Origin of the sequence: Actinoplanes sp. NPDC049548 (assembly GCF_040676695.1) — a bacterium.
Taxonomy (GTDB): Bacteria; Actinomycetota; Actinomycetes; order Mycobacteriales; family Micromonosporaceae; genus Actinoplanes.
Genome location: NZ_JBFAPM010000011.1, coordinates 96,505 through 114,620, shown reverse-complemented (window position 1 = coordinate 114,620; position 18,116 = coordinate 96,505). Strand labels below are relative to the sequence as shown.

Below are 18,116 nucleotides of genomic sequence, written 5' to 3'. Positions count from 1 at the left end.
TACGTGGTAACACCAAGCACGGCGGCCGGCGGCGGCTTCCGCCACTGGCGGCGGACCCGGCCCTTCTGGGGCGGGCTGCTGCTCCTGCTCTCCGGGCTGGAGCTGTTCTTCAGCGCCAACCTGACGCTGGGCGACATGCAGGTTCACTTCGGGCCCGAGGGCTTCCTGTCGTACCTGCTGCCGCTGCTGTTGCTCCTGTGCGGCGCGTTGACCTGGGTGACGCCGGCCCAGCGCCTGTTCTACGGCATCCTCGGCCTGCTGACCGCGGTCTACTCGCTGATCGGCCTCAACTTCGGCGGCTTCGCCCTCGGCATGCTGCTCGGCATCCTCGGCGGCGCCCTGGTGCTGTCGTGGTCCCCGCAGAAGCCGCAGCCACAGATCCCAATTCCCGACGACGTGGCCGAACCCCACGACCCGGCCGAGACCGCGCCCGAACTGCCCTACGGGGCACCGCCGCCCGGGCCGTCGGCCGAGGACACCGCGGCACTGCGCCCGTCCAGCCAGCCCGGCATCGTGCCCGGCTTCACCGGCGCGGACGCCCCGCACGGCGACGACCCGCAGCCGCCCCTCCCGCCCTCGGGCGGCGTGCACCGCAAGGCCTTCGTCATCGCCCTCGTGCCGCTCGTGTTCTCCGCCGCCGTGGTCGCGGGCAGCCGCACCCCGGCCCGCGCCGACGAGGAGTGCCCCGACGGGCTGCCCTCGCGCCCCGCCGCCGCCGCGAAGAAGGAGGCCTCCCGGCAGTCGTCCGCCTCTGCGGCGGCAGCCAAGGCGAAGGCCAAGGCGAAGTCGAAGGTCCGCGCCCAGACCTCCGCGCCGGTGGCCGCCCGCAGAAGTGCCTCTCCGTCGACGCCGGGCAAGAGCTCGCCGGCGAAGACGGAAGAGGCCGAGGAGGGTGACGGGAAATCCGGCAACCCCATCGTCGACGGCTGGAACGGGCTGGTCGATGGCGTCGGTGACCTGCTCGGCATCGGCGACGAGGAGACCGCGACCGCGAGCCCGTCGGCCACCCCGTCGGCCGGCCCGTCCGCCCCGGAGGAGCCCACGCCCAGCACCTCCGCGCCGGCCCCCACCGAGCCGTCCGGCCCCGCAACGACCCCCGGCGGGAAGCCCACCCCGGACGGCAGCGCCTCCACCGGCGCACCGGCGGGCTCGGCGTCGCCGTCCCCGGCGCCGAGCCTGTCGGACATCCCCTGCCTGGGCCCCCGCGTCTTCAAGGTGGCGAGTCCGGACGACGTACCGACGGTCTCCCTGCAGGGCGGCACCCTCGAGGGCAAGTCGCTGACGATGTACCAGTCCACCTACGACGGTGTGATCGACCTGCCCACCGCCCAGGGCAACCTCAAGGCCCTGAAGTTCAGCATGGACAAGTCGGTGACCGAGCCGTTCAAGCTGACCGTCCCCGAGGCGGGCGGCCGGACCACGGTCATCGACAGCAACAAGCTGACCACCGAGGGCAACGTGCGCTTCTACACGCCGAAGTTCCAGGGCAAGCTCTTCGGCCTCTTCCCGGTGACCTTCACCCCCGAGCAACCCCCGCCGCTGACGCTGCCGGTCCTGTGGTTCACCGACGTGAAGATCCATCTGGCGTTCGTCCGCTGCGACACCCTGACCGCGGACCCGCTGAAGCTGACCGAGAAGGGTTAGGCCCGCCGCTCCCGCCAGCCCCGGACCACCTCGTCCGGGTCCAGCGGCGGCACCAGCACCGGCGGCCCGTCGAGCAGCCCCGCGCGTGCCTTGCGCAGCTGCTCGTTCAGGGCCGCCACGTACGCGCGTACGTCCTGCTCCGATGTGCGGCGGTCGACGGTCTCCCGCAGGTCCTCGGCCTCGCGGCGCAACGCCAGCGTGGGTGGCAGCGCCCCGGCGGTCGCACCCTCGCGGCGCAGCCAGTCCTTGACCCACCAGTCCTCGTCGTACTCGCGGCCGTGGTCGCTCAGCGGCTTCCCCGTACCCGGCAGGTCGTCGAACTGGCCCTGCTCCTGAGCCTCGCGGATCTTGCGGTCGATGTGCGACTCGTACCAGCTCGCCATGATGGCCAGTCTAGGTCGACGGCGCCGGCCGGCCGGCGCCTCACGTATGCCTGAAGTCGTAGTGGTGCCGTGTTCTGCTTCGCCGGTGGTCCATGTGATGCCCCTCGGCGGTGCTGTCCGCAGAGCGATGTGACAGCCGCCATCGGTCGGCACGATGACGTGCCATGACGATCATCGAGTCGGCCCCGCCGCCCCCCGCCGCGTCCCGGACCGGCATCCGACCTCTCGTGTCCGCGCGCCGGTTGACCGGGGCCCGGTGGGCCGGCTTGGGCTCGGCCGCCTGCCTGGTGGCCGTCACGTCCGGCCTGCCGCTGCCCGGGCTGGCCGTCACCGTCGTGGGGTTGCTGGCGATGGCGGGGCTCGTCGGCGCGTGGCTGGCGCTCGGGACGATCGTCCGGGAGCTGTCGGTGCGCGTGGTCAGCGTGCGGAACAGCAGCGACGGGATGTTGCCGCCGCCGGAGGTGTAGAGGCGGGCCGGGTCGAGGTGCGTGATGCCGCCCTGGTTGAGCACGGACAGCGTGCCGCCCTGGCAGGTCGCCGGGTCGAACGCGGCGGACGACGAGCCGCCGCCACCGCCGTCCTGGCAGCCGGCGAGGGCGCCGGCCAGCAGGGTCGCGGCGACGGTCAGGGGGACGGATCCACGCATGGGCATGACCCACTTTATCTATCTGTTCAGTCGGCGATGCGAGTCCTTCGATGCGATGGGACGTGGCCCACAATTTCTATCGGTGAGGTAGGATGGTGGCCCGCATCGACCAGGGAGCGCGGCATGATCTCTTTGACTGAACGAGCCGCCGAGCGGCTCATCGCCGACGCCGCGTTCGAGCCCGCCCGGCCGGGATTCGTCGGCGCCGCCGTGGACCTGCTGCTCTCCCATCCGGGCCTGCCCGGCTCGCTGACCGGCTCCCTGCTCACCGAGCGCCCCCGCCTGCGCCACGGGTTCCTCACCGCCCGCTCGCCGCGGGTGGTCGTGGTGAGCGGCCCGCCGTCGCCGGGCATCGACGTCGCGATCGCCCGCCTCGCCGAGGACCTGCCGCTGCCCCTGCCGCTGATCAACGGGCACCGCGTCGTCGTGCTCGAGGAGGGCTCCGACGACGTGGACCCCGGGATCGTGGGCCCGTCGCCGGCGTGGGCCACCGCCGGCATCCGGATCGGCCTCGAGGCCGGGCTCGACGAGGACGGCCTGCTCGGTCTGCGCCGGCGCTGGGCCCTCGCCCACGCGCTCGCCCCCGTCCTGGCGGCGGCGTTCGCCAACTCCCCGCTGCGGCACAGGCGGCCCACCGGCTGGCGCAGCAACCGCCAGGCCCTGCGCCGCCTGCGGCCCTGCACCGCCGACCCGCGCGCCGACTGGACCGCCCTGGTGATGGACGCGCCGGTCAAGGGCACCGACCGCACCTTCCGGCAGTGGACCCGCTCCGGCCCCGGCGACCGGCCGGTGGTGGCCGACCTCACCCGCCACCTCGGCACCCTGCGGCCCCCGGTCGCCGCCCGCCGCCACCTCGAGCTGGACGTGGCCGACCGCCAGCCCGGCGGGGGCTGGCGGGTGCCGGTGGCGGTCACCGCGGCACTGATGGACGACCCGCGGGCGGCGGTGCAGGTGCTCACCGCCACCGAGCCGCTGCGGACCATCCCGGGGCTGTGGGAGCGCGCCGCCCGCGACGGCCTGAGCGACCCGCAGCTGGGCGCCGCGGCCAAGGCGTGCTTCCTGGCGGCGTACGAGGCACTGGCCCGGCAGGGCGTCTCCCGCGAGCTGCGGGACGCCGTCGCCGGCTTCATCGAGCGCTACGTCATGCGCAACCGCTGCCCGGCCGACGACGTCCTCGACCGCACCATCGCCCCGCACGGCCTCTGACGCGTCCGCGGCGCAGGAGGTGGCCGGCGCCGGCGCCGTGACGTTCCCGGCCTCGGACGATGCCGCTGAGTCACCACGGGTCTGATCGACGCCACCGGCGGTTCGCAGCTTTGACATTGCCCGCTCGGTGAGGAGCATGTGACCCTCTGGTGGCACGACGGCTGACCGTTCGCCGCCGGCCGGCGGATTTTCGTGGGCCCGCGCTCGCCGAAACGCGGAGGCGAGGCGCCGACCTGGGGAAATACGCTCGGCTGGCTCAACCCCCGGGACGGAGATCCACGACAATGCGCATCACCCGAATCACTGCGGCGGTGGGCGCGCTGGCCCTGGCGATGGCCGCGGCGGCGTGCAGTGGGGGCAGTTCCGACTCCACCGGCGACGGCACCCCCTTCCCGGCCGGCTCGACCATGGAGCGGCTCTACGAGGCGAAGAGGCTGCGCGTCGGCACCAAGTTCGACCAGCCCGGCTTCGGCCTCCAGCAACCCGACACCGGCGTCATCAAGGGCTTCGACGTCGAGATCGCGAAGATCATCGCCCGGTCGCTGGGCATTCCCACGAGCGCGATCGAGTACACCGAGACGCCGTCGACCATCCGTGAGCAGGTGCTCCAGCAGGACCGGGTCGACATCGTGGTGGCTACTTACACGATTAATGACAAGCGCAAGCAGGTCGTCGACTTCGCCGGGCCGTACTACGTCGCCGGTCAGACGCTCATGGTGAGGATCGACGACACCTCCATCACCGGGCCGGACTCGCTGAAGGACGGCAAGAAGAAGGTCTGCTCGGTGAAGAACTCGACGCCGGCGGCCACCATCGTGAAGTACCTGCAGGATTCCGCGAAGCAGCTGGAGCTCTTCGACACCTACCAGAAGTGCGTCGAGGAGCTGCAGAACGAGCGGGTCGACGCTGTGACGACCGACAACGTCATCCTCACCGGGCTCATCGCGTCCAACGAGGGCCAGTTCGCGCTGGCCGGCAGCCCGTTCACCGAGGAGCCGTACGGCATCGGCGTGAAGAAGGGCGACAACGACTTCCGGACCTTCATCAACGACGCCCTCGAGGCGTCGTTCCACGACGGCTCGTACCTGAAGGCGTGGAAGCTCACCGCCGGCAAGTTCGACCCGAACGACCCGTTGATCCCCACCATCGACCGCTACTGAGGACGCCCTCAGCCGCCGGCCGGGCGGAAGCTGTCGAAGACCAGCTGCAGGTCGTCACGGGTGGCGGCCCAGTCGGCGTCGCGGGTCTGCCAGTAGATGCCGTAGGCCTGGTCCGCGTCCACGACGAAGCCCCGGTTGTTCACGTGCTGGCGGCTGCTGCTGCCGTCGAAGGTGAACTCCCAGTCCGCCGCCTTGCGGAAGTAGCGGACCTCGCGGATGTGGATCTCGTCGTAGCCCGGGAAGTCGCCCTTGCTCACCCGGTAGTCGGCCTTGCCACGCCAGTCCGCGACGGGGTTCCACTGCGGGTCGTCGGTCTGGTCGATGCCCAGCACCCGGCCGGTCGCCGGGTCGCGGAAGTAGACGATCGTGCCCTCGCGGGACCGCCGCCAGCCCTCGGGCACGTAGAGGGCGAAGCCGGTGCGGTCCCGGTAGTCGCGCCACCCGGCCGGCCGCGGCGGCAGCGTGCGCCCCGTGGCGGCGGTCGTCGGCCGCGCCGGGGACGTCGCCACCCGGGTCGTCGCGGCGGGGGCGGCGGCCGAGGCGGGGGCGGGTGACGTCGCCGAGGCGGGCGCGGACGGTGCCGGCCGGCCCTGGGTGGCTGCCACCGAGGGCACCGGGGTCGCGGTACGGGTCCGCGCTTCCGGACGGGTCACGAGCCAGACGACGGCACCCACGAGGAGCACGACGAGCAACGCCGACGCGGCGATGAGGACGATCTTGCCGGGCCGCCGGGCCGCCTCAGCGGGACCCGCGGCGGGGACGGGCCCGGTCGGGTCGACGGCGGCGGCCGCCCGCAGCCGCCGGCGGGTCTCGGCGATGTCGGTCCGCTCCGCCGGGTCCTTGCGCAGCAACCCGTTCAGGACCGGCTGCAACGGCCCCGCCCGCCGGGGCGGGTCCGGCTCGTCGGCCGCGAGCGCGGTGAGCGTCCCGATCGCCGACGGACGCTGGTACGGCGAACGCCCCTCGACCGCGGCGTACAGGGTCGCACCCAGCGACCACAGGTCCGACGCCGGCTCGGCGGTGCCGTCCTTGGCGCGCTCCGGGGACATGTACTGCGGGGACCCGAGCACCAGCTCCGAGCTGGTCGTGATGACGCTGTCGCCCTCGATCGAGGCGATCCCGAAGTCGGTGAGCACCACCCGGCCGTCCGGGCCGAGCAGGACGTTCGCGGGCTTGACGTCGCGGTGCCGTACGCCCGCCCGGTGCGCCGCCTCCAGCGCGCCGAGCAGCTCCAGCCCGATGACCGCGACCCGCTCGGGCTCGAGCGGGCCGTCCTCGCGCAGCACCCGCTCCAGGGAGCGCGAGGGCACGTACTCCATGACGATCCAGGCCCGGCCCTCGTCCTCGAAGACGTCGTAGACCTGGGCGACGTTCGGGTGGCTGAGCCGGGCCGCGGCGCGCGCCTCCTGCAGCATGCGGCGGTGCACGGCGTCGCGCTCGGCGGCGACGAGGTCCGCCGGGAGCACGATCTCCTTCACGGCGACCCGGCGGTCCAGGATCTCGTCGCGGGCGACCCACACCTGGCCCATGCCGCCGATGCCCAGCGACTCGCCGAGCTGGTAGCGCCCGGCGACGCCCGGTGGGACCGCACTCATGCGGCCCGATATACCCGGGGCCGTCCGGCGATACGCTTCGGGGCGTGGATGACCTCGCGCACGCCCGGGCCCGCGTGGCCGAGCTCGGCGGCAAGTTCTGCCTCACCTTCGTCAAGGGCGTCGACGAGCGGGACGCCCTGCGGCGGATGGGCGCGTACCCGGACACCGTCACCCGCTGCGACGGGCAGCAGCTCGACGGCCGGGCCGCCGCGGCGAACCTGGGCCGGTGGACCGTCGTGATCGAGCCGGGCGGCGCCGAGGGGGCCGATCATCTGCTGCTCGAGGCCGTGTCGCGGGGCACCGAGGCGCTGTCCGTGCTGCGCGACGACGAGGGCGCGCCGCGGTTCACCTATGCGGTGGGCGGCACCACGACGGTGGCGTTCGACCCGGCGTACCCGTCGCACGAGCTCACCTGGGGCTCGGACCCGGAGCTGCTGCGGCATCTCATGCAGGCGATCGGGCTGCGGGAGCCGGCCGGCGAGGACGAGGAGACCTGGCGCGACGCCGAGGCGAAGGCGCTCGTGCTCGCGCAGCGGCTGACCGGCGTCCGGCTGCCGGAGGACCTGCTCGGACAGCCGCTGACGGCGGCGCGGATCGAGCCGTGGTTCGTCAGCCCGGTACGCCCGTCCGACCTGCTGCGCCCGGGTCCCCGCTTCGCCGAGCTGGCCGCCGCGGCCGAGGCGGCACCGGACGAGCGCAAACGCCGCGTCGCGGTCGCCGAGGTGCGCCGGCTCGCCGCCGAGGCCGGGGTGGCCGGTGCCCCCGGTCTCGACGAAGCCCTCGATCGGGCGGCCGACGGGACCGGGGAGCCGGTGCGGATGGACACCCCGCTGGGCAGGGAGGTGCGGGCCTGGCTCGGCGAGCCCGCCGGCAAGGACCGGCGCGCCGTGGCCGTGGCCCTGCGCGGCGTGCTCGGCCGGGACGCCGACGTCGCGCTCCGGGCCGCACTGCGCCCGCTGCGAGACGCCGGCCCCGGCGCGGAACAGGCCGTGGCGGCGGTGGTCGCGGCGCTCAGGGCACCGTGACGGTCGCCGCCGACCGGACGGCGTGACCGATCTCGGAGCGCAGGGCGGCGTACGCGGGCAGCCCCCGCAGCTCCTCCGGCGCGACCCCGGTGCGCGGCAGGTCGATCCCGAGATCGAGGGCGACCCGCCCGGGCCGGGCGGTGAGCACCACGACCCGGCTGCCCAGGAACACCGCCTCGTCGACGCTGTGCGTGACGAAGACGCAGGTCCGGCCGGTCTCGGCGCTGACCCGGCGCAGGTCCTCCTGCAGCCGTTCCCGGGTCAGCGCGTCCAGGGCGGCGAACGGCTCGTCGAGCAGCAGCAGCGGGCTGTCGGCCGCGAGCGCCCGGGCGATGGCCACGCGCTGCTGCTGGCCGCCGGAGATCTGCCAGGTGCGCCGGTGCGCCACGTCCGGCAGGCCTACGGCGGCCAGCAGCTCGCCGACCCGGTCGGTGGGCAGGCCGGCGTAGCGCAGGGCCAGCTCGACGTTGCCCCCGACGGTCTTCCACGGGAACAGCCGGGGCTGCTGGAAGACCAGGCCGGCGCCGCGCCCGGGCTCCGGGCGGCGGCCGCCGGCGAGCACCGTACCCGTGGTGGGGTGCTCGAACCCGGCGATCAGCCGCAGCAGGGTGCTCTTGCCGCACCCGGAGGCGCCGACGAGCACCAGGAACTCCCCCGCCGGCACGGTCAGGCTGACCGGGCCGACGGCGGTGACGTCGCCGTACGCGTGCTCGACGCCGTCGAGGACGACCGCGGGCTCAGCCGAGGACACCGGGCAGGCCCTTGACGTAGATCGCCTTCTGGACGGTGGCCAGGTCGGGCACGGCGTCGATCTTCTGCTGTCCCTTGAGGAACTCGGCGGCGCTGACCAGGTTGTCGGCGAGCTTGCCGACCTTGGCCTCGGTGCCCAGCCACTCGTCGGTGGCGAGGTCCGCGGGCTTGAGGAACACGCCCTGGCTGAGCTGCTTCTGCGCCTCCTCCGGGCTGAGGTTCAGCTCCTGGCCGACCGCCTTGGCCGCGGTGGCGGGGCCCGAGGCGATGAGGTCCAGGGCCTGCGCCTCGACCTTGCGCCACGCGTCGACGGCCTCCGGGTGGGCCTCGGCGAACGGGGTCGAGACCACGCCCAGGTCGAGGGTCGGCTTGCCGGCGGTGGCCAGCTGCCGGCTGGTGATGAGGACCTTGCCGGTCTTCTTCAGCTCGTCGAGCGACGGCAGCCACGAGTACGCGGCGTCGAGGTCACCGCGGGTCCACGCCGCCAGGATGTCCTGCGGCTCGAGGTCGACGATCGTCACCTCGGACTCCTTGACACCGGCCTTGTCGAGGGCGGCCAGCAGGCTGTAGTGCGCGGTGGACGCGAACGGCGTACCGATCTTCTTGCCGCGCAGGCCCGCCACGTCGGTGACACCGCTGCCGTTGCGCGCCACCAGCGCCTCGTTGTCGCCGGCCACGTCCAGCACGAACGCCACCTGGTACGGGATGTTCAGCGGCGCGGACAGCCCGCGGGCGACCGGGCTGGAGCCGATGGCGGCGATGTCGATGCTCTTGGCGACGAACGCGGTGTTGATGCTGGCGCCGGAGTCGAACTTGGTCCAGGTGATCTGGTACCCGGGCAGCGCCTTCTCGAGCAGGCCCTGGTTCTTGACGATCAGGTCGCCGCTGGGGAACGCCTGGTACGCCAGCCGGATCGTCTTCTTCGCCGGATCGGTGTTGCCACTGGCGGCACCGTTGCCGCAAGCCGCCGTCGCCAGCAGGAGCGCGGCGGTGAGAACGGGGCCGAGCTTCTTCATGCGGGGGTTCCTTAACTTCGGCCGCGCCACGGGATCAGCCGGTTCTCGGCAGTCCGCAGCAGGGCGTCGATGAGCAGGCCGGAGAGGCCGATGGCGAAGAGGCCGAGGACGACCACGTCGGTCTGGGAGTAGCGCTGGGCGTCGCGGATGAGCCCGCCGATGCCAGGTACGCCGTTGATGGTCTCGGCGGCCACGACGGAGGAGTACGCGACGCCGACGGCGATCCGAACGCCGGTGAAGATCTCGGGCAGCGCGTGGGGCAGCACCACGTCGCGGACGGCCTGGCGGTGGCTCGCGCCCAGGGCCCGGGCCGCCTCGACGAGCCCGGTGGGTGCGGACAGGACCGCGGCGGCCGTGGCGACGGCGACCGGCGGCAGGGCCGCGATGGACAGCAGCCACAGCTTGGGCGTCTCGTCGATGCCGAACCAGATGATGAAGAGGCTGAAGTACGCCAGCGGCGGCAGCGCGCGGACGAAGGTGACCACTGGCTCGGTGACCACGCGGATCCAGGTGACGGTGCCCATGACGACGCCGAGCACCAGGCCGGCGGCGACGCCGATGACCGAGCCGATGAGGATGCGGCGCAGGCTGACGCCGAGGTGCTCGACGAGCAGGTGCCCGCTGTAGCCGCGGATGCCGTCGTGGGTGGTGGAGGTGACGACGAGCTGGTGCCACACCGCGGAGGGGGCGGGGATGAACGCCGGGTTGCGGGTGACGCGGGCGGTCACCTCCCAGAGGGCGTACAGGACGAGCAGGGAGACGACGCGCAGCACGAAGCGCCTGCGCCGCGATGCCCGGCCGGTCCGGGGCGCGCGGGGTCCGCTCGCGGGGGCGCCGGCGATGGGCGGGGCGGGTGCGGTGAGGGTCACCCAGTTTTCCTATCGTGTTGATAGGCTTTTTCGCAACACCCCGGTCCCCTGCGTCCCGCCGGATGGGATCAGCTGGTCGGCACCTCGACGTCACCGCTGAGGATGCCGTAGCGGGCCTTCTCGAGCTTCGCCTCGTACGGCTTGAGCGCCGGGTTGGAGGTGGCGTAGCCGACGCCGTCCACCTTGAGGTCGTAGCGCTTGGCGCCGCCCGAGCGGTCTCCCTTGATGAACGCCTGGATCTCCTGGAAGACGCTGTTGTCGACGCGCTTGAGCATCGAGGTGAGGATGCGCTCCTTCACCGCACCGCCGGCGCTGGCGTACTGGTCGGAGTCGACGCCCACGGCCCACGCGCCGTCCGCCGCCGCGACCGTCTGCAGGGCGCCCTGGCCCGAGCCGCCGGCCGCCGAGTACACGACGTCGGCGCCGTCGGCGAGCAGCGCGGCCGCGGCCGCCTTGCCCTTGTCCGGCGAGCCGAAGCCGCTGAAGTCCGGCGGCTTGCTCAGGTAGCGCTCGCCGACCTTGATACCCGGGTCCACGCTGTGCACGCCGGCGGCGAAGCCGATCCCGAACTTGCGGATCAGCGGTACGTCCACGCCCCCGACGAAGCCGACCCGGTCGGTCCTGGTGGCCAGGCCCGCGGCCACGCCGACCAGGTACGAGCCCTGTTCCTCGGAGAACAGCAGCGACACCACGTTCTTCGCCTGCACGGAGTCGTCGTCGATGATGGCGAACAACGTGCCGGGGTTCTCCTTGGCGACGGTGCCGATGGCGCCCGCGTAGAGGAAGCCCACCGCGATCACCGGGTTGCTGCCGGCCTTGACGAGCTCACGCAGCGCGGCCGCCCGGCCCTCGTCGTCCTCCGACTTGGTGGTGACCTCGGTGGCCTCGACGAGCAGTTCCTTCTTCGCCCGGTCGAGGCCGGCACCGGCCATGTCGTTGAAACTCTTGTCGCCCCGGCCCGCGCTGTCGTACGCGATCCCGACATGGATGGTCTCGTGGCCCAGCCCGGTCATCGCGTCGGACGAGACGGTGACCGGCGCCGCGGTGCACCCGGCCAGCGTCGCGACGGCGACGGCGAGCAGGGCGGCGGTGATCCTTGTACGCATCTGCATCCTCAGTACCGGAACTGCCCGACGGCGTCGCGCAGGGTGGTGGACATGCGGGTGAGCTCGGCGGCGGCCTCGCGGGCACGGGCCACCTCGGCGGAGGTGACCGACGTGGCGGCGGCGACCGCGCGGATGTTCTCGGCGATGCTCGCCGTGCCGCTGGAGGCGGCGACCGCCCCCCGGCCCATCTCGACGGTCGTGGCGGTCTGCTCCTCCACGGCCCCGGCGATGCTGGTCTGGTAGTCGCTGATCCGTGCGATGACCCCGCCGATCTTCTCGATCGCGCCCACCGCCGCCTCGGTGTCGCCCTGGATCGCCCGGACCAGGCCGTCGATCTCCTCGGCCGCCTTGGCACTCTCCTGCGCCAGGTCCTTGACCTCGCCGGCCACGACCGCGAAGCCCTTGCCGAGCTCGCCGGCCCGGGCCGCCTCGATGGTGGCGTTGAGCGCGAGCAGGTTCGTCTGCTCCGCGATGCTGGTGATCAGGCGGACGGCGTCGCCGATCGCCGACGAGGAGGACCCCAGGTTCGCCACGGTGCCGTTCGCGGTCTCGGCGGCCCGGACCGCCTCGGCGGCGACGCCGGCCGCGTTCGTGGCGTTGCGGGAGATCTCCTGGATGGAGATGCCCATCTCCTCGGCGCCGGCGGCCATCGTGTCGACGTTGCGGTTGACGTCCTCGGCCGCGCCGGCGACCAGGCCCGCCTGCTGCGAGGTGTCGCCGACCGCCTTGGCGAACGCCGCGGAGACCGCGTCCAGCTCGGCGGAGGTACGGGTGAGCGCGTCCGCCTGGGTGGCCACGTCGGAGACGATGGCGCGTACCGAGCCGACCGCCTGCCCGAGCGCGGCGGCCATCTGCCCGACCTCGTCGCGCCAGGCGCTGGCCGGCACCTCGGTCAGGTCTCCGGCGGCGACCCGGCGCAGGGCATCGCGCGCGGCGCCGACCGGGCGCACGATGCTGCGGGTGACCACGTACGCGGACAGGGCGCCGAGCAGCAGCGCCAGCGCGGTGGCGACGCCGATCGCCCACTGCGCGCGGGTGGCGTCGTTCGCGGACACCCGCACGGCCTCCACGCTGCGCGCGTCGACCGACGCGGCGAGCTTCTGGGCGGCCACCATGGTCCGGTAGTAGCTGTTGAAGCTGTCGTACATGGCGATCTGGTCGGCGTTCCACAGCGCCTGCGGCGTGCCGGGCTTGTACGCGGTCACGAGCTTCTCGTTGACCGCGACGTAGGTGTCCAGCTCCTTGCCGACCTGCGCGAACAACGCCCGCTCGGCGCCGGTGAAGGCGCCGGAGTCGACCCGGCCGAGGAAGGCGCGGAACGCGTCGCGCTCCTGCTGCCACGCCTTGTACGCGACCGAGTCGCCGCCCAGGGCGCGCGCCGCGCCGAGCCGGTAGATGTCGTTGATGTAGCTCGACTGCCAGCCGCTCAGGGTCGCGGCGTGGGTCTTGATCTCCTCCGCCTGCCGGGTCAGCACCTCGAGGCGCCGGACGTCGTTGGCGGAGTTGCGCTGCTCGACGATGGTCGCGAAGGCCATGGCCGCGACGCCCAGCAGGAGCACGAGAACCGCGGCGAAGGTCCCGAACAGCCGGGCGCCGATACTGAACCGCCGCACGTGGTCAATCCCTCCGGTCCGATGGCGGCACAGTGGCGCCGCACGTCATCTGATCGGCACTCGTGGAGGAGAACTGAGGCGGTATGAGCGCGGCGCCCGGATCGGGTGATCCTGCGTGCCACCCGCTTCCGGGCGCCGGCCGTGAGAAAACGGTGGATCAGTGGTTGGAGCAGTGGGCCGCGCCGCCCGCGATGCCGAGGACCGCGATGGCGTTGCCGCAGACGTTCACCGGGATGTGCACGGGAACCCAGACCGAGTTGCCGTTCAGCACGCCGACGTTGACGTCGTCGTGGCCGCCGCTCACGGCGGCGCTCGCGGGTCCCGCGGTGAAGACCAGCGCCGCAGCGACCGCGCCCATGCCGAGCACCAGCCCCTTGACCAGCTTCATGTCATACCTTTCGCTCTTCCGACAGATGCAGCACTCACCGTAGTTGGAAGATCACTAGCGGTCGCGGAATTGGACGAAATGGCCGTTTTCCGGCGAGAGAACACCCCTTGGGAGGTCGCCACTCCCGCCAGGACGATCAGCGCGCCGACCGGCTGGTACCACCGCAGGTGCTCACCCAGCACGGACACGCCGACCACGGTGGCCACCACCGGCATGAGGTAGGTGACCGAGGCCGACGTGCTCGCCCCGGCCAGCCGGATCACCCGGAAGTTCAGCACGAACGCCAGCCCCGTGCCGAGCGCGCCCAGCGCCAGGACGCAGAGCACGACCTCCAGCGACAGCGACGACGGCACGGGCGGTGCGCCGGCGAACAGCGGTGCCGCAAGACTCAGCTGAAGCAGGGCCATGAGGAGCTGCGCGGCCGCGATGGAGACCCCGCTGCCGGCGCGCCCGGCGACGAACTTCTTCTGGTACGGGATGGCGACGGCGTAGCACATCGCCGCGCCGAAGCACATGAGCTGCCCGGTGAGCTCGGTGCCACCGACGCCACGCCACACGCCCAGCACCACCATGACGCCCGCGAAGCCGATCCCGATCCCGGTCGCGCGCCGCCGGGTGAACGGCTCCGTCCGGAACACGAGCGCGGCCAGCGGCAACGCGACCAGGGGCGTGGCGGCGTTCCAGATGCCCGCGAGGACGGAGGAGACCCGCTGCTCGCCGTACCCGAAAAGGGTGAAGGGGAAGGTCACGCCCAGCGCGCCCACCACGACGAGGTGCCCCCACAGCCGCGGGTCGCGCGGCAGGCGGTCGCGGGTGAGCAGCAGGATGACGAGCAGCGTCAGGGCACCGGCCGCGACCCGGCCGAAGGTGAGCCACAGCGGGTGCAGCTCGCGGACGCCGACCTTGATGAACAGGAAGCTGGTCCCCCAGATGGCGGCCAGGGTGAGGAAGCCGGGCAGCCAGCTGCGCAGCCCGGGAGTGTCAGGAGCGGTACGCGATTCCACCCCTGACACTCTGCCGAAGGGGTACGACAATTTCCTCGTGTTTTCCCTCTCGCATCCGGCGGACGAGGTCGTGACGCTCGCCACCGAGCTCATCGCCATCGACACGACCAACCCCGGCACCCACGGCGGGCCGGGCCCCGAGCGCGCGCTGGCCCGGCTCGACGCCCACCGGTTCCCCGTGGTGCTCACCGACCCGGTCCGCGAGCTTCTCACCGGGGTGGCCGAGCTGACCGCCGTACCGTTCGATCCCGCCGACCCGGAGGCCGCCGTCCGCCGCCTCGGGCACCTGGCCAGGCTGATCGAGCCGACGTTGCGCGACACCGCCACCGCCACCATCGTCGCGGCCGGCACCAAGTCCAACGTGGTGCCGCCGGTCGCCCGCGCCGAACTCGACGGCCGGAGGCGTTCCGCGCCGAGCTGGCGCGGGTGCTGGGCCCGGGGGTCGCGATCGAGTGGGACAGCCTGCCGGCCGTGGAGACCACGTTCGACGGTGACCTCGTCGCCGCGATGGCCGCCGCCGTCGAGGCCGAGGGCCCCGGTGCGCGGCTGCTGCCGTACCTGATGCCGGCCGGTACGGACGCGAAGTCCTTCGCCCGCCTCGGCATCCGCCCCCTGGGCTTCGCCCCGCTGCGCCTGCCGGGCGAGCTGGACTTCACCGCGCTGTTCCACGGCGTCGACGAGCGGGTGCCGGCCGCGGCGCTGGAGTTCGGCACCCGAGTGCTCACCCGGCTGCTACGGACGTGCTGACGATCTTCTGCTACCTTCGGTGCAGGTCATGAGCGCCAGCGTCAAGCCCCGGCTCGCTGGCCGGCAACCCTTCCGTTCGCGATGGGGTGCCCCGGGTGAGGACCGGGCCGGCGTCGGCACCGACGCGGGCAAGCGCGGACCCCGTGGGGGTCCCTGACCTCGCGGAGGTTCCCGTGACCCTGGCCCTGCGACACGACCTGGACGTCATCAGCCTTCAGTCCGCCGGCGAGACCGTCCGGTTCGCCCACCTCGACTACGCAGCCTCGGCGCCCTGCGTGCACGCCGCCGCCGACGCCGTGCAGAACCTGCTCCCCTGGTACGGCAGCGTGCACCGCGGCGCCGGCATCCGCTCGCAGACCTCCACGCTGGAGTACGAGCGCGCCCGCGACCTGGTGGCGTCGTTCGTGGGCGCCCGCGCCGGTGACACGGTCGTGTTCACGCGCAACACCACCGACGCGCTGAACCTGCTGGCCCGCGTGCTGCCGCCGGGCACCACCACGATCGTCTTCGACGGAGAGCACCACGCCAACCTGCTGCCCTGGCCCCGGCAGCACCGCCTGCCGTGCCCGGACAGCCCGGACGCGGCCGTGGCGGCGCTCGAGGAGGCGCTGCGGACCGTGGACGGCCCCGCGCTGCTGGCCGTGACCGGCGCGAGCAACGTGACCGGCGAGGTGTGGCCGGTGCGCCGCCTGGCCGACGTGGCGCACGCGTACGGCGCGCGAGTGGTCGTCGACGCCGCTCAGCTCGCCCCGCACTCCCCCGTCGACCTCACCGCCCTCGGCGCCGACTACCTCGCCTTCTCCGGGCACAAGCTGTACGCCCCGTTCGGCGCCGGCGTGCTGGCGGGCCGGTCCGACTGGCTGGACGCCGCACCGCCGTACCTCGCGGGCGGTGGAGCGAGCGCGGTGGTCGGCGACCGTCCCGGCGAGGTGACCTGGGCCTCCGGCGCGGCGCGGCACGAGGGCGGCACCCCGAACCTGCTCGGCGCCGTCGCGCTGGCAGCGGTGTGCGCGGCGCTGGGCCGGGCCGACCGCGACGCGCTGCACCAGCGTGAGCAGGAGCTGCTGGGCCGCCTGCGCGACGGGCTCGCGCGGGTGCCGGGCGCCGTGGAGGCCGGCATCTTCGGCGGCGCCGTACCCCGGGTCGGGATCGTGTCGGTCGCCCTGCCGGGGCACGACCCGGCCGTCGTGGCGAACCTGCTGGCCGACCGGTACGGCGTCGGCGTACGCGCAGGCCAGTTCTGCGCCCATCCCCTGACCCGGAGGCTGACCGCCGCCACCAGCGCGGTCCCGTGCGGTGCGGGAACGACCGGGCTGCTACGGGTCAGCTTCGGCCTGGGCACCCTCGACGACGACATCGACCGGCTCGTGTCCGCGCTCGGTGAGCTGCTGGCCGGCCGGTAGGGTGCCAAGCGGTGTGCCCCGCGAGGTGAGGTGAGGGATCGATGAGCCGGCCGCTGCTTCCCGGTGACCCGCGCCGGCTCGGCCGCTACGCGATCCACGCCCGCCTCGGCCAGGGCGGCATGGGCACGGTCTACCTGGGCGCGGCGCCGGACGGCCGCGAGGTCGCCGTCAAGATGGTCCGGCCGGAGTTCGCCCACGACCAGGAGTTCCGGGGCCGGTTCCGCAGCGAGGTCAACCGGGCCCAGCAGGTGCCGCCGTTCTCCACGGCCGAGGTGCTCGACGCCGACCCGGACCACGATCCGCCGTACCTGGTCGTCGAGTACGTCGACGGGCCCAGCCTGGCCTCCGTCGTCCGCGAGCAGGGGCCGCTCGCCGGGGCCGCCCTGCACAGCCTGGCCGTCGGCATCGCCACCGCGCTGACCGCGATCCACGGCGCCGGCGTCATCCACCGCGACCTGAAGCCCGCGAACGTGCTGCTGGCCCGGGGCGGCGTCAAGGTCATCGACTTCGGCATCGCCCGGCCGCTCGAGGCCACCAGCCGGCACACCGCCGTCGACCAGATGATCGGCACGGTGGCCTACATGGCGCCGGAACGCCTCGAGCCCGACGCCGGAAGGGCCATCGGCTTCCCCGCCGACGTCTTCGCGTTCGGCGCCGTGATCGCGTACGCCGCCACCGGTCGTACGCCCTTCGCCGCCGACTCCGCCCCGGCCACCGCCGTGCGCATCCTCACCGGGGCACCGGACCTGACCGGCGTGCCCGGCTCGCTGCGCGACCTGGTCGGCCGCACCCTGGCGCGGAACCCGGCCGACCGTCCCACCGCCCGTGAGCTGCTCGACGCCCTGCTGGCCGGGCCACAGCCGGTCGCCGAGCCGCCCGTGCCACCCGCGCCGCCCCGCCCGGCCGGGGAACCGCCCGAGGCCTGGCACACCCCGCCGCCCGCACCGGCCACGCGGCCCCGGCGCACCGGCCGCGGTGCCCTGGTCGCCGCGACTGTCCTGCTCGCCCTCGCCGTGCTGGGCGGCGGCGTCGCCCTGTTCCTGACCGCCAGGGCGCCGTCCGACCCGGTGGCGCAGCCCGTCCCCGTCTCGGCCGGTCCCTCGGCGGACGCCGACGGCATCTTCGTGGGCACCCGGCGCACCCTGCTGCACATGGCGGACATCGACCGGGACCTGGCCCTGCCGGCCACCGGCCCGGCCCGGGCCTCCGACGGCACCGGACCGGACGCCCTGTTCGTCCTGGAGTCCTACGGCGTCGACTACGTCATCAAGGCGGTGCGGCCCGACGACCAGGGGCGGGAGCGCTGCCTCGGCGTGAAGATCAACCCCGACGGCCCGGGCTCCCTGGTCGCCACCGCGTGCGCCTTCACCAAGGCGACGATCTTCTCCATCAATGCCGCCGACGGCCACGACGACAAGGGCCGGCCGACGTACACCATCGCCAACGAGGCGTACGGCCTGGTGCAATGGAGCGAGCAACGCCGGGCGGTGTACGTCGAGGAGACCGGCGACTTCCCCAACACGCTGACCTTCAGCTTCGTGGACCGCGGCCCGCTCTGAAC

General features: G+C 73.4%; 16 protein-coding genes, 1 pseudogene and 1 riboswitch. Of the genes and pseudogenes, 7 read left to right on the top strand and 10 right to left on the bottom strand.

Translation table 11 applies throughout. The annotated features are described in order from the left end of the window. The first annotated feature begins 3 nt into the window (after positions 1 to 3). A complete protein-coding gene (locus AB0J80_RS22175) occupies positions 4 to 1,644 on the top strand; it encodes a DUF6114 domain-containing protein (RefSeq protein WP_364707827.1) in 1,641 nt (546 codons plus the stop codon). On the opposite strand, the gene AB0J80_RS22170 is transcribed toward AB0J80_RS22175, so the two are convergent. Together AB0J80_RS22170 and AB0J80_RS22165 are read right to left on the bottom strand one after the other, a co-directional pair. Next, entirely contained in the window at positions 1,641 to 2,027 is a 387-nt protein-coding gene (locus AB0J80_RS22170; protein WP_364707825.1) for a DUF1992 domain-containing protein, read from the bottom strand. The genes AB0J80_RS22175 and AB0J80_RS22170 overlap by 4 nt on opposite strands. A gap of 40 nt (positions 2,028 to 2,067) precedes the next feature. Continuing rightward, a complete protein-coding gene (locus tag AB0J80_RS22165; protein WP_364707822.1) occupies positions 2,068 to 2,673 on the bottom strand; it encodes a hypothetical protein in 606 nt (201 codons plus the stop codon). Between the two features lie 123 nt (positions 2,674 to 2,796). Here AB0J80_RS22165 and AB0J80_RS22160 point away from each other — a divergent pair, with 123 nt between their 5' ends. Further along, positions 2,797 to 3,879, top strand: a complete 1,083-nt coding sequence (locus tag AB0J80_RS22160; protein WP_364707819.1) for a glutamate-cysteine ligase family protein — start codon at positions 2,797 to 2,799, stop codon at positions 3,877 to 3,879. A 284-nt stretch (positions 3,880 to 4,163) separates the two neighbouring features. Next, positions 4,164 to 5,039, top strand: coding sequence for a glutamate ABC transporter substrate-binding protein (locus tag AB0J80_RS22155; protein WP_364707816.1), 876 nt, complete (start codon positions 4,164 to 4,166; stop codon positions 5,037 to 5,039). An 8-nt stretch (positions 5,040 to 5,047) separates the two neighbouring features. Here AB0J80_RS22155 and AB0J80_RS22150 read toward each other — a convergent pair whose 3' ends face one another. Beyond that, complete coding sequence (locus AB0J80_RS22150) at positions 5,048 to 6,634, bottom strand: serine/threonine-protein kinase (protein WP_364707813.1); 1,587 nt, start codon at positions 6,632 to 6,634, stop codon at positions 5,048 to 5,050. A gap of 44 nt (positions 6,635 to 6,678) precedes the next feature. On the opposite strand from AB0J80_RS22150, the gene AB0J80_RS22145 reads away from it, so the two are divergent. Beyond that, complete coding sequence (locus AB0J80_RS22145; protein ID WP_364707811.1) at positions 6,679 to 7,659, top strand: DUF6461 domain-containing protein; 981 nt, start codon at positions 6,679 to 6,681, stop codon at positions 7,657 to 7,659. Here AB0J80_RS22145 and AB0J80_RS22140 read toward each other — a convergent pair. The 7 genes from AB0J80_RS22140 to AB0J80_RS22110 all read right to left on the bottom strand — a co-directional run bounded on the left by AB0J80_RS22140 (position 7,646) and on the right by AB0J80_RS22110 (position 14,405). Further along, positions 7,646 to 8,410, bottom strand: a complete 765-nt coding sequence (locus AB0J80_RS22140) for an ABC transporter ATP-binding protein (RefSeq protein WP_364707808.1) — start codon at positions 8,408 to 8,410, stop codon at positions 7,646 to 7,648. The two genes, AB0J80_RS22145 and AB0J80_RS22140, sit on opposite strands and share 14 nt — an antisense overlap. Continuing rightward, a complete protein-coding gene (locus AB0J80_RS22135; RefSeq protein WP_364707806.1) occupies positions 8,397 to 9,425 on the bottom strand; it encodes a glycine betaine ABC transporter substrate-binding protein in 1,029 nt (342 codons plus the stop codon). Before AB0J80_RS22135 ends, AB0J80_RS22140 begins: the two co-directional genes overlap by 14 nt. A gap of 11 nt (positions 9,426 to 9,436) precedes the next feature. Beyond that, positions 9,437 to 10,294: an ABC transporter permease gene (locus tag AB0J80_RS22130; protein ID WP_364707803.1), complete on the bottom strand. Its 858-nt coding sequence runs from the start codon at positions 10,292 to 10,294 to the stop codon at positions 9,437 to 9,439. 68 nt (positions 10,295 to 10,362) lie between these two features. After that, positions 10,363 to 11,400, bottom strand: a complete 1,038-nt coding sequence (locus AB0J80_RS22125; RefSeq protein WP_364707800.1) for a BMP family ABC transporter substrate-binding protein — start codon at positions 11,398 to 11,400, stop codon at positions 10,363 to 10,365. Positions 11,401 to 11,408: 8 nt separating this feature from the next. Next, complete coding sequence (locus AB0J80_RS22120; RefSeq protein ID WP_364707797.1) at positions 11,409 to 13,013, bottom strand: methyl-accepting chemotaxis protein; 1,605 nt, start codon at positions 13,011 to 13,013, stop codon at positions 11,409 to 11,411. Positions 13,014 to 13,170: 157 nt separating this feature from the next. Beyond that, positions 13,171 to 13,401, bottom strand: coding sequence for a chaplin family protein (locus AB0J80_RS22115; RefSeq protein WP_364707795.1), 231 nt, complete (start codon positions 13,399 to 13,401; stop codon positions 13,171 to 13,173). After that, positions 13,398 to 14,405, bottom strand: a complete 1,008-nt coding sequence (locus tag AB0J80_RS22110) for a DMT family transporter (protein WP_364707792.1) — start codon at positions 14,403 to 14,405, stop codon at positions 13,398 to 13,400. The genes AB0J80_RS22115 and AB0J80_RS22110 overlap by 4 nt, the downstream gene beginning before the upstream one ends. Before the next feature lie 318 nt (positions 14,406 to 14,723). Between AB0J80_RS22110 and AB0J80_RS22105 the strand changes: the two are divergent. From AB0J80_RS22105 to AB0J80_RS22095, 3 genes and pseudogenes are all read left to right on the top strand, one after another. Further along, positions 14,724 to 15,152: pseudogene (locus AB0J80_RS22105) on the top strand (M20/M25/M40 family metallo-hydrolase); the annotation flags it as partial. Positions 15,153 to 15,176: 24 nt separating this feature from the next. Continuing rightward, a riboswitch (SAM riboswitch) is annotated at positions 15,177 to 15,293 on the top strand. A 44-nt stretch (positions 15,294 to 15,337) separates the two neighbouring features. Beyond that, on the top strand, positions 15,338 to 16,555 hold the full coding sequence (locus tag AB0J80_RS22100; protein WP_364708221.1) for an aminotransferase class V-fold PLP-dependent enzyme: 1,218 nt from the start codon (positions 15,338 to 15,340) through the stop codon (positions 16,553 to 16,555). A gap of 41 nt (positions 16,556 to 16,596) precedes the next feature. Next, complete coding sequence (locus tag AB0J80_RS22095) at positions 16,597 to 18,114, top strand: serine/threonine-protein kinase (protein WP_364707789.1); 1,518 nt, start codon at positions 16,597 to 16,599, stop codon at positions 18,112 to 18,114. Positions 18,115 to 18,116: the final 2 nt, after the last annotated feature.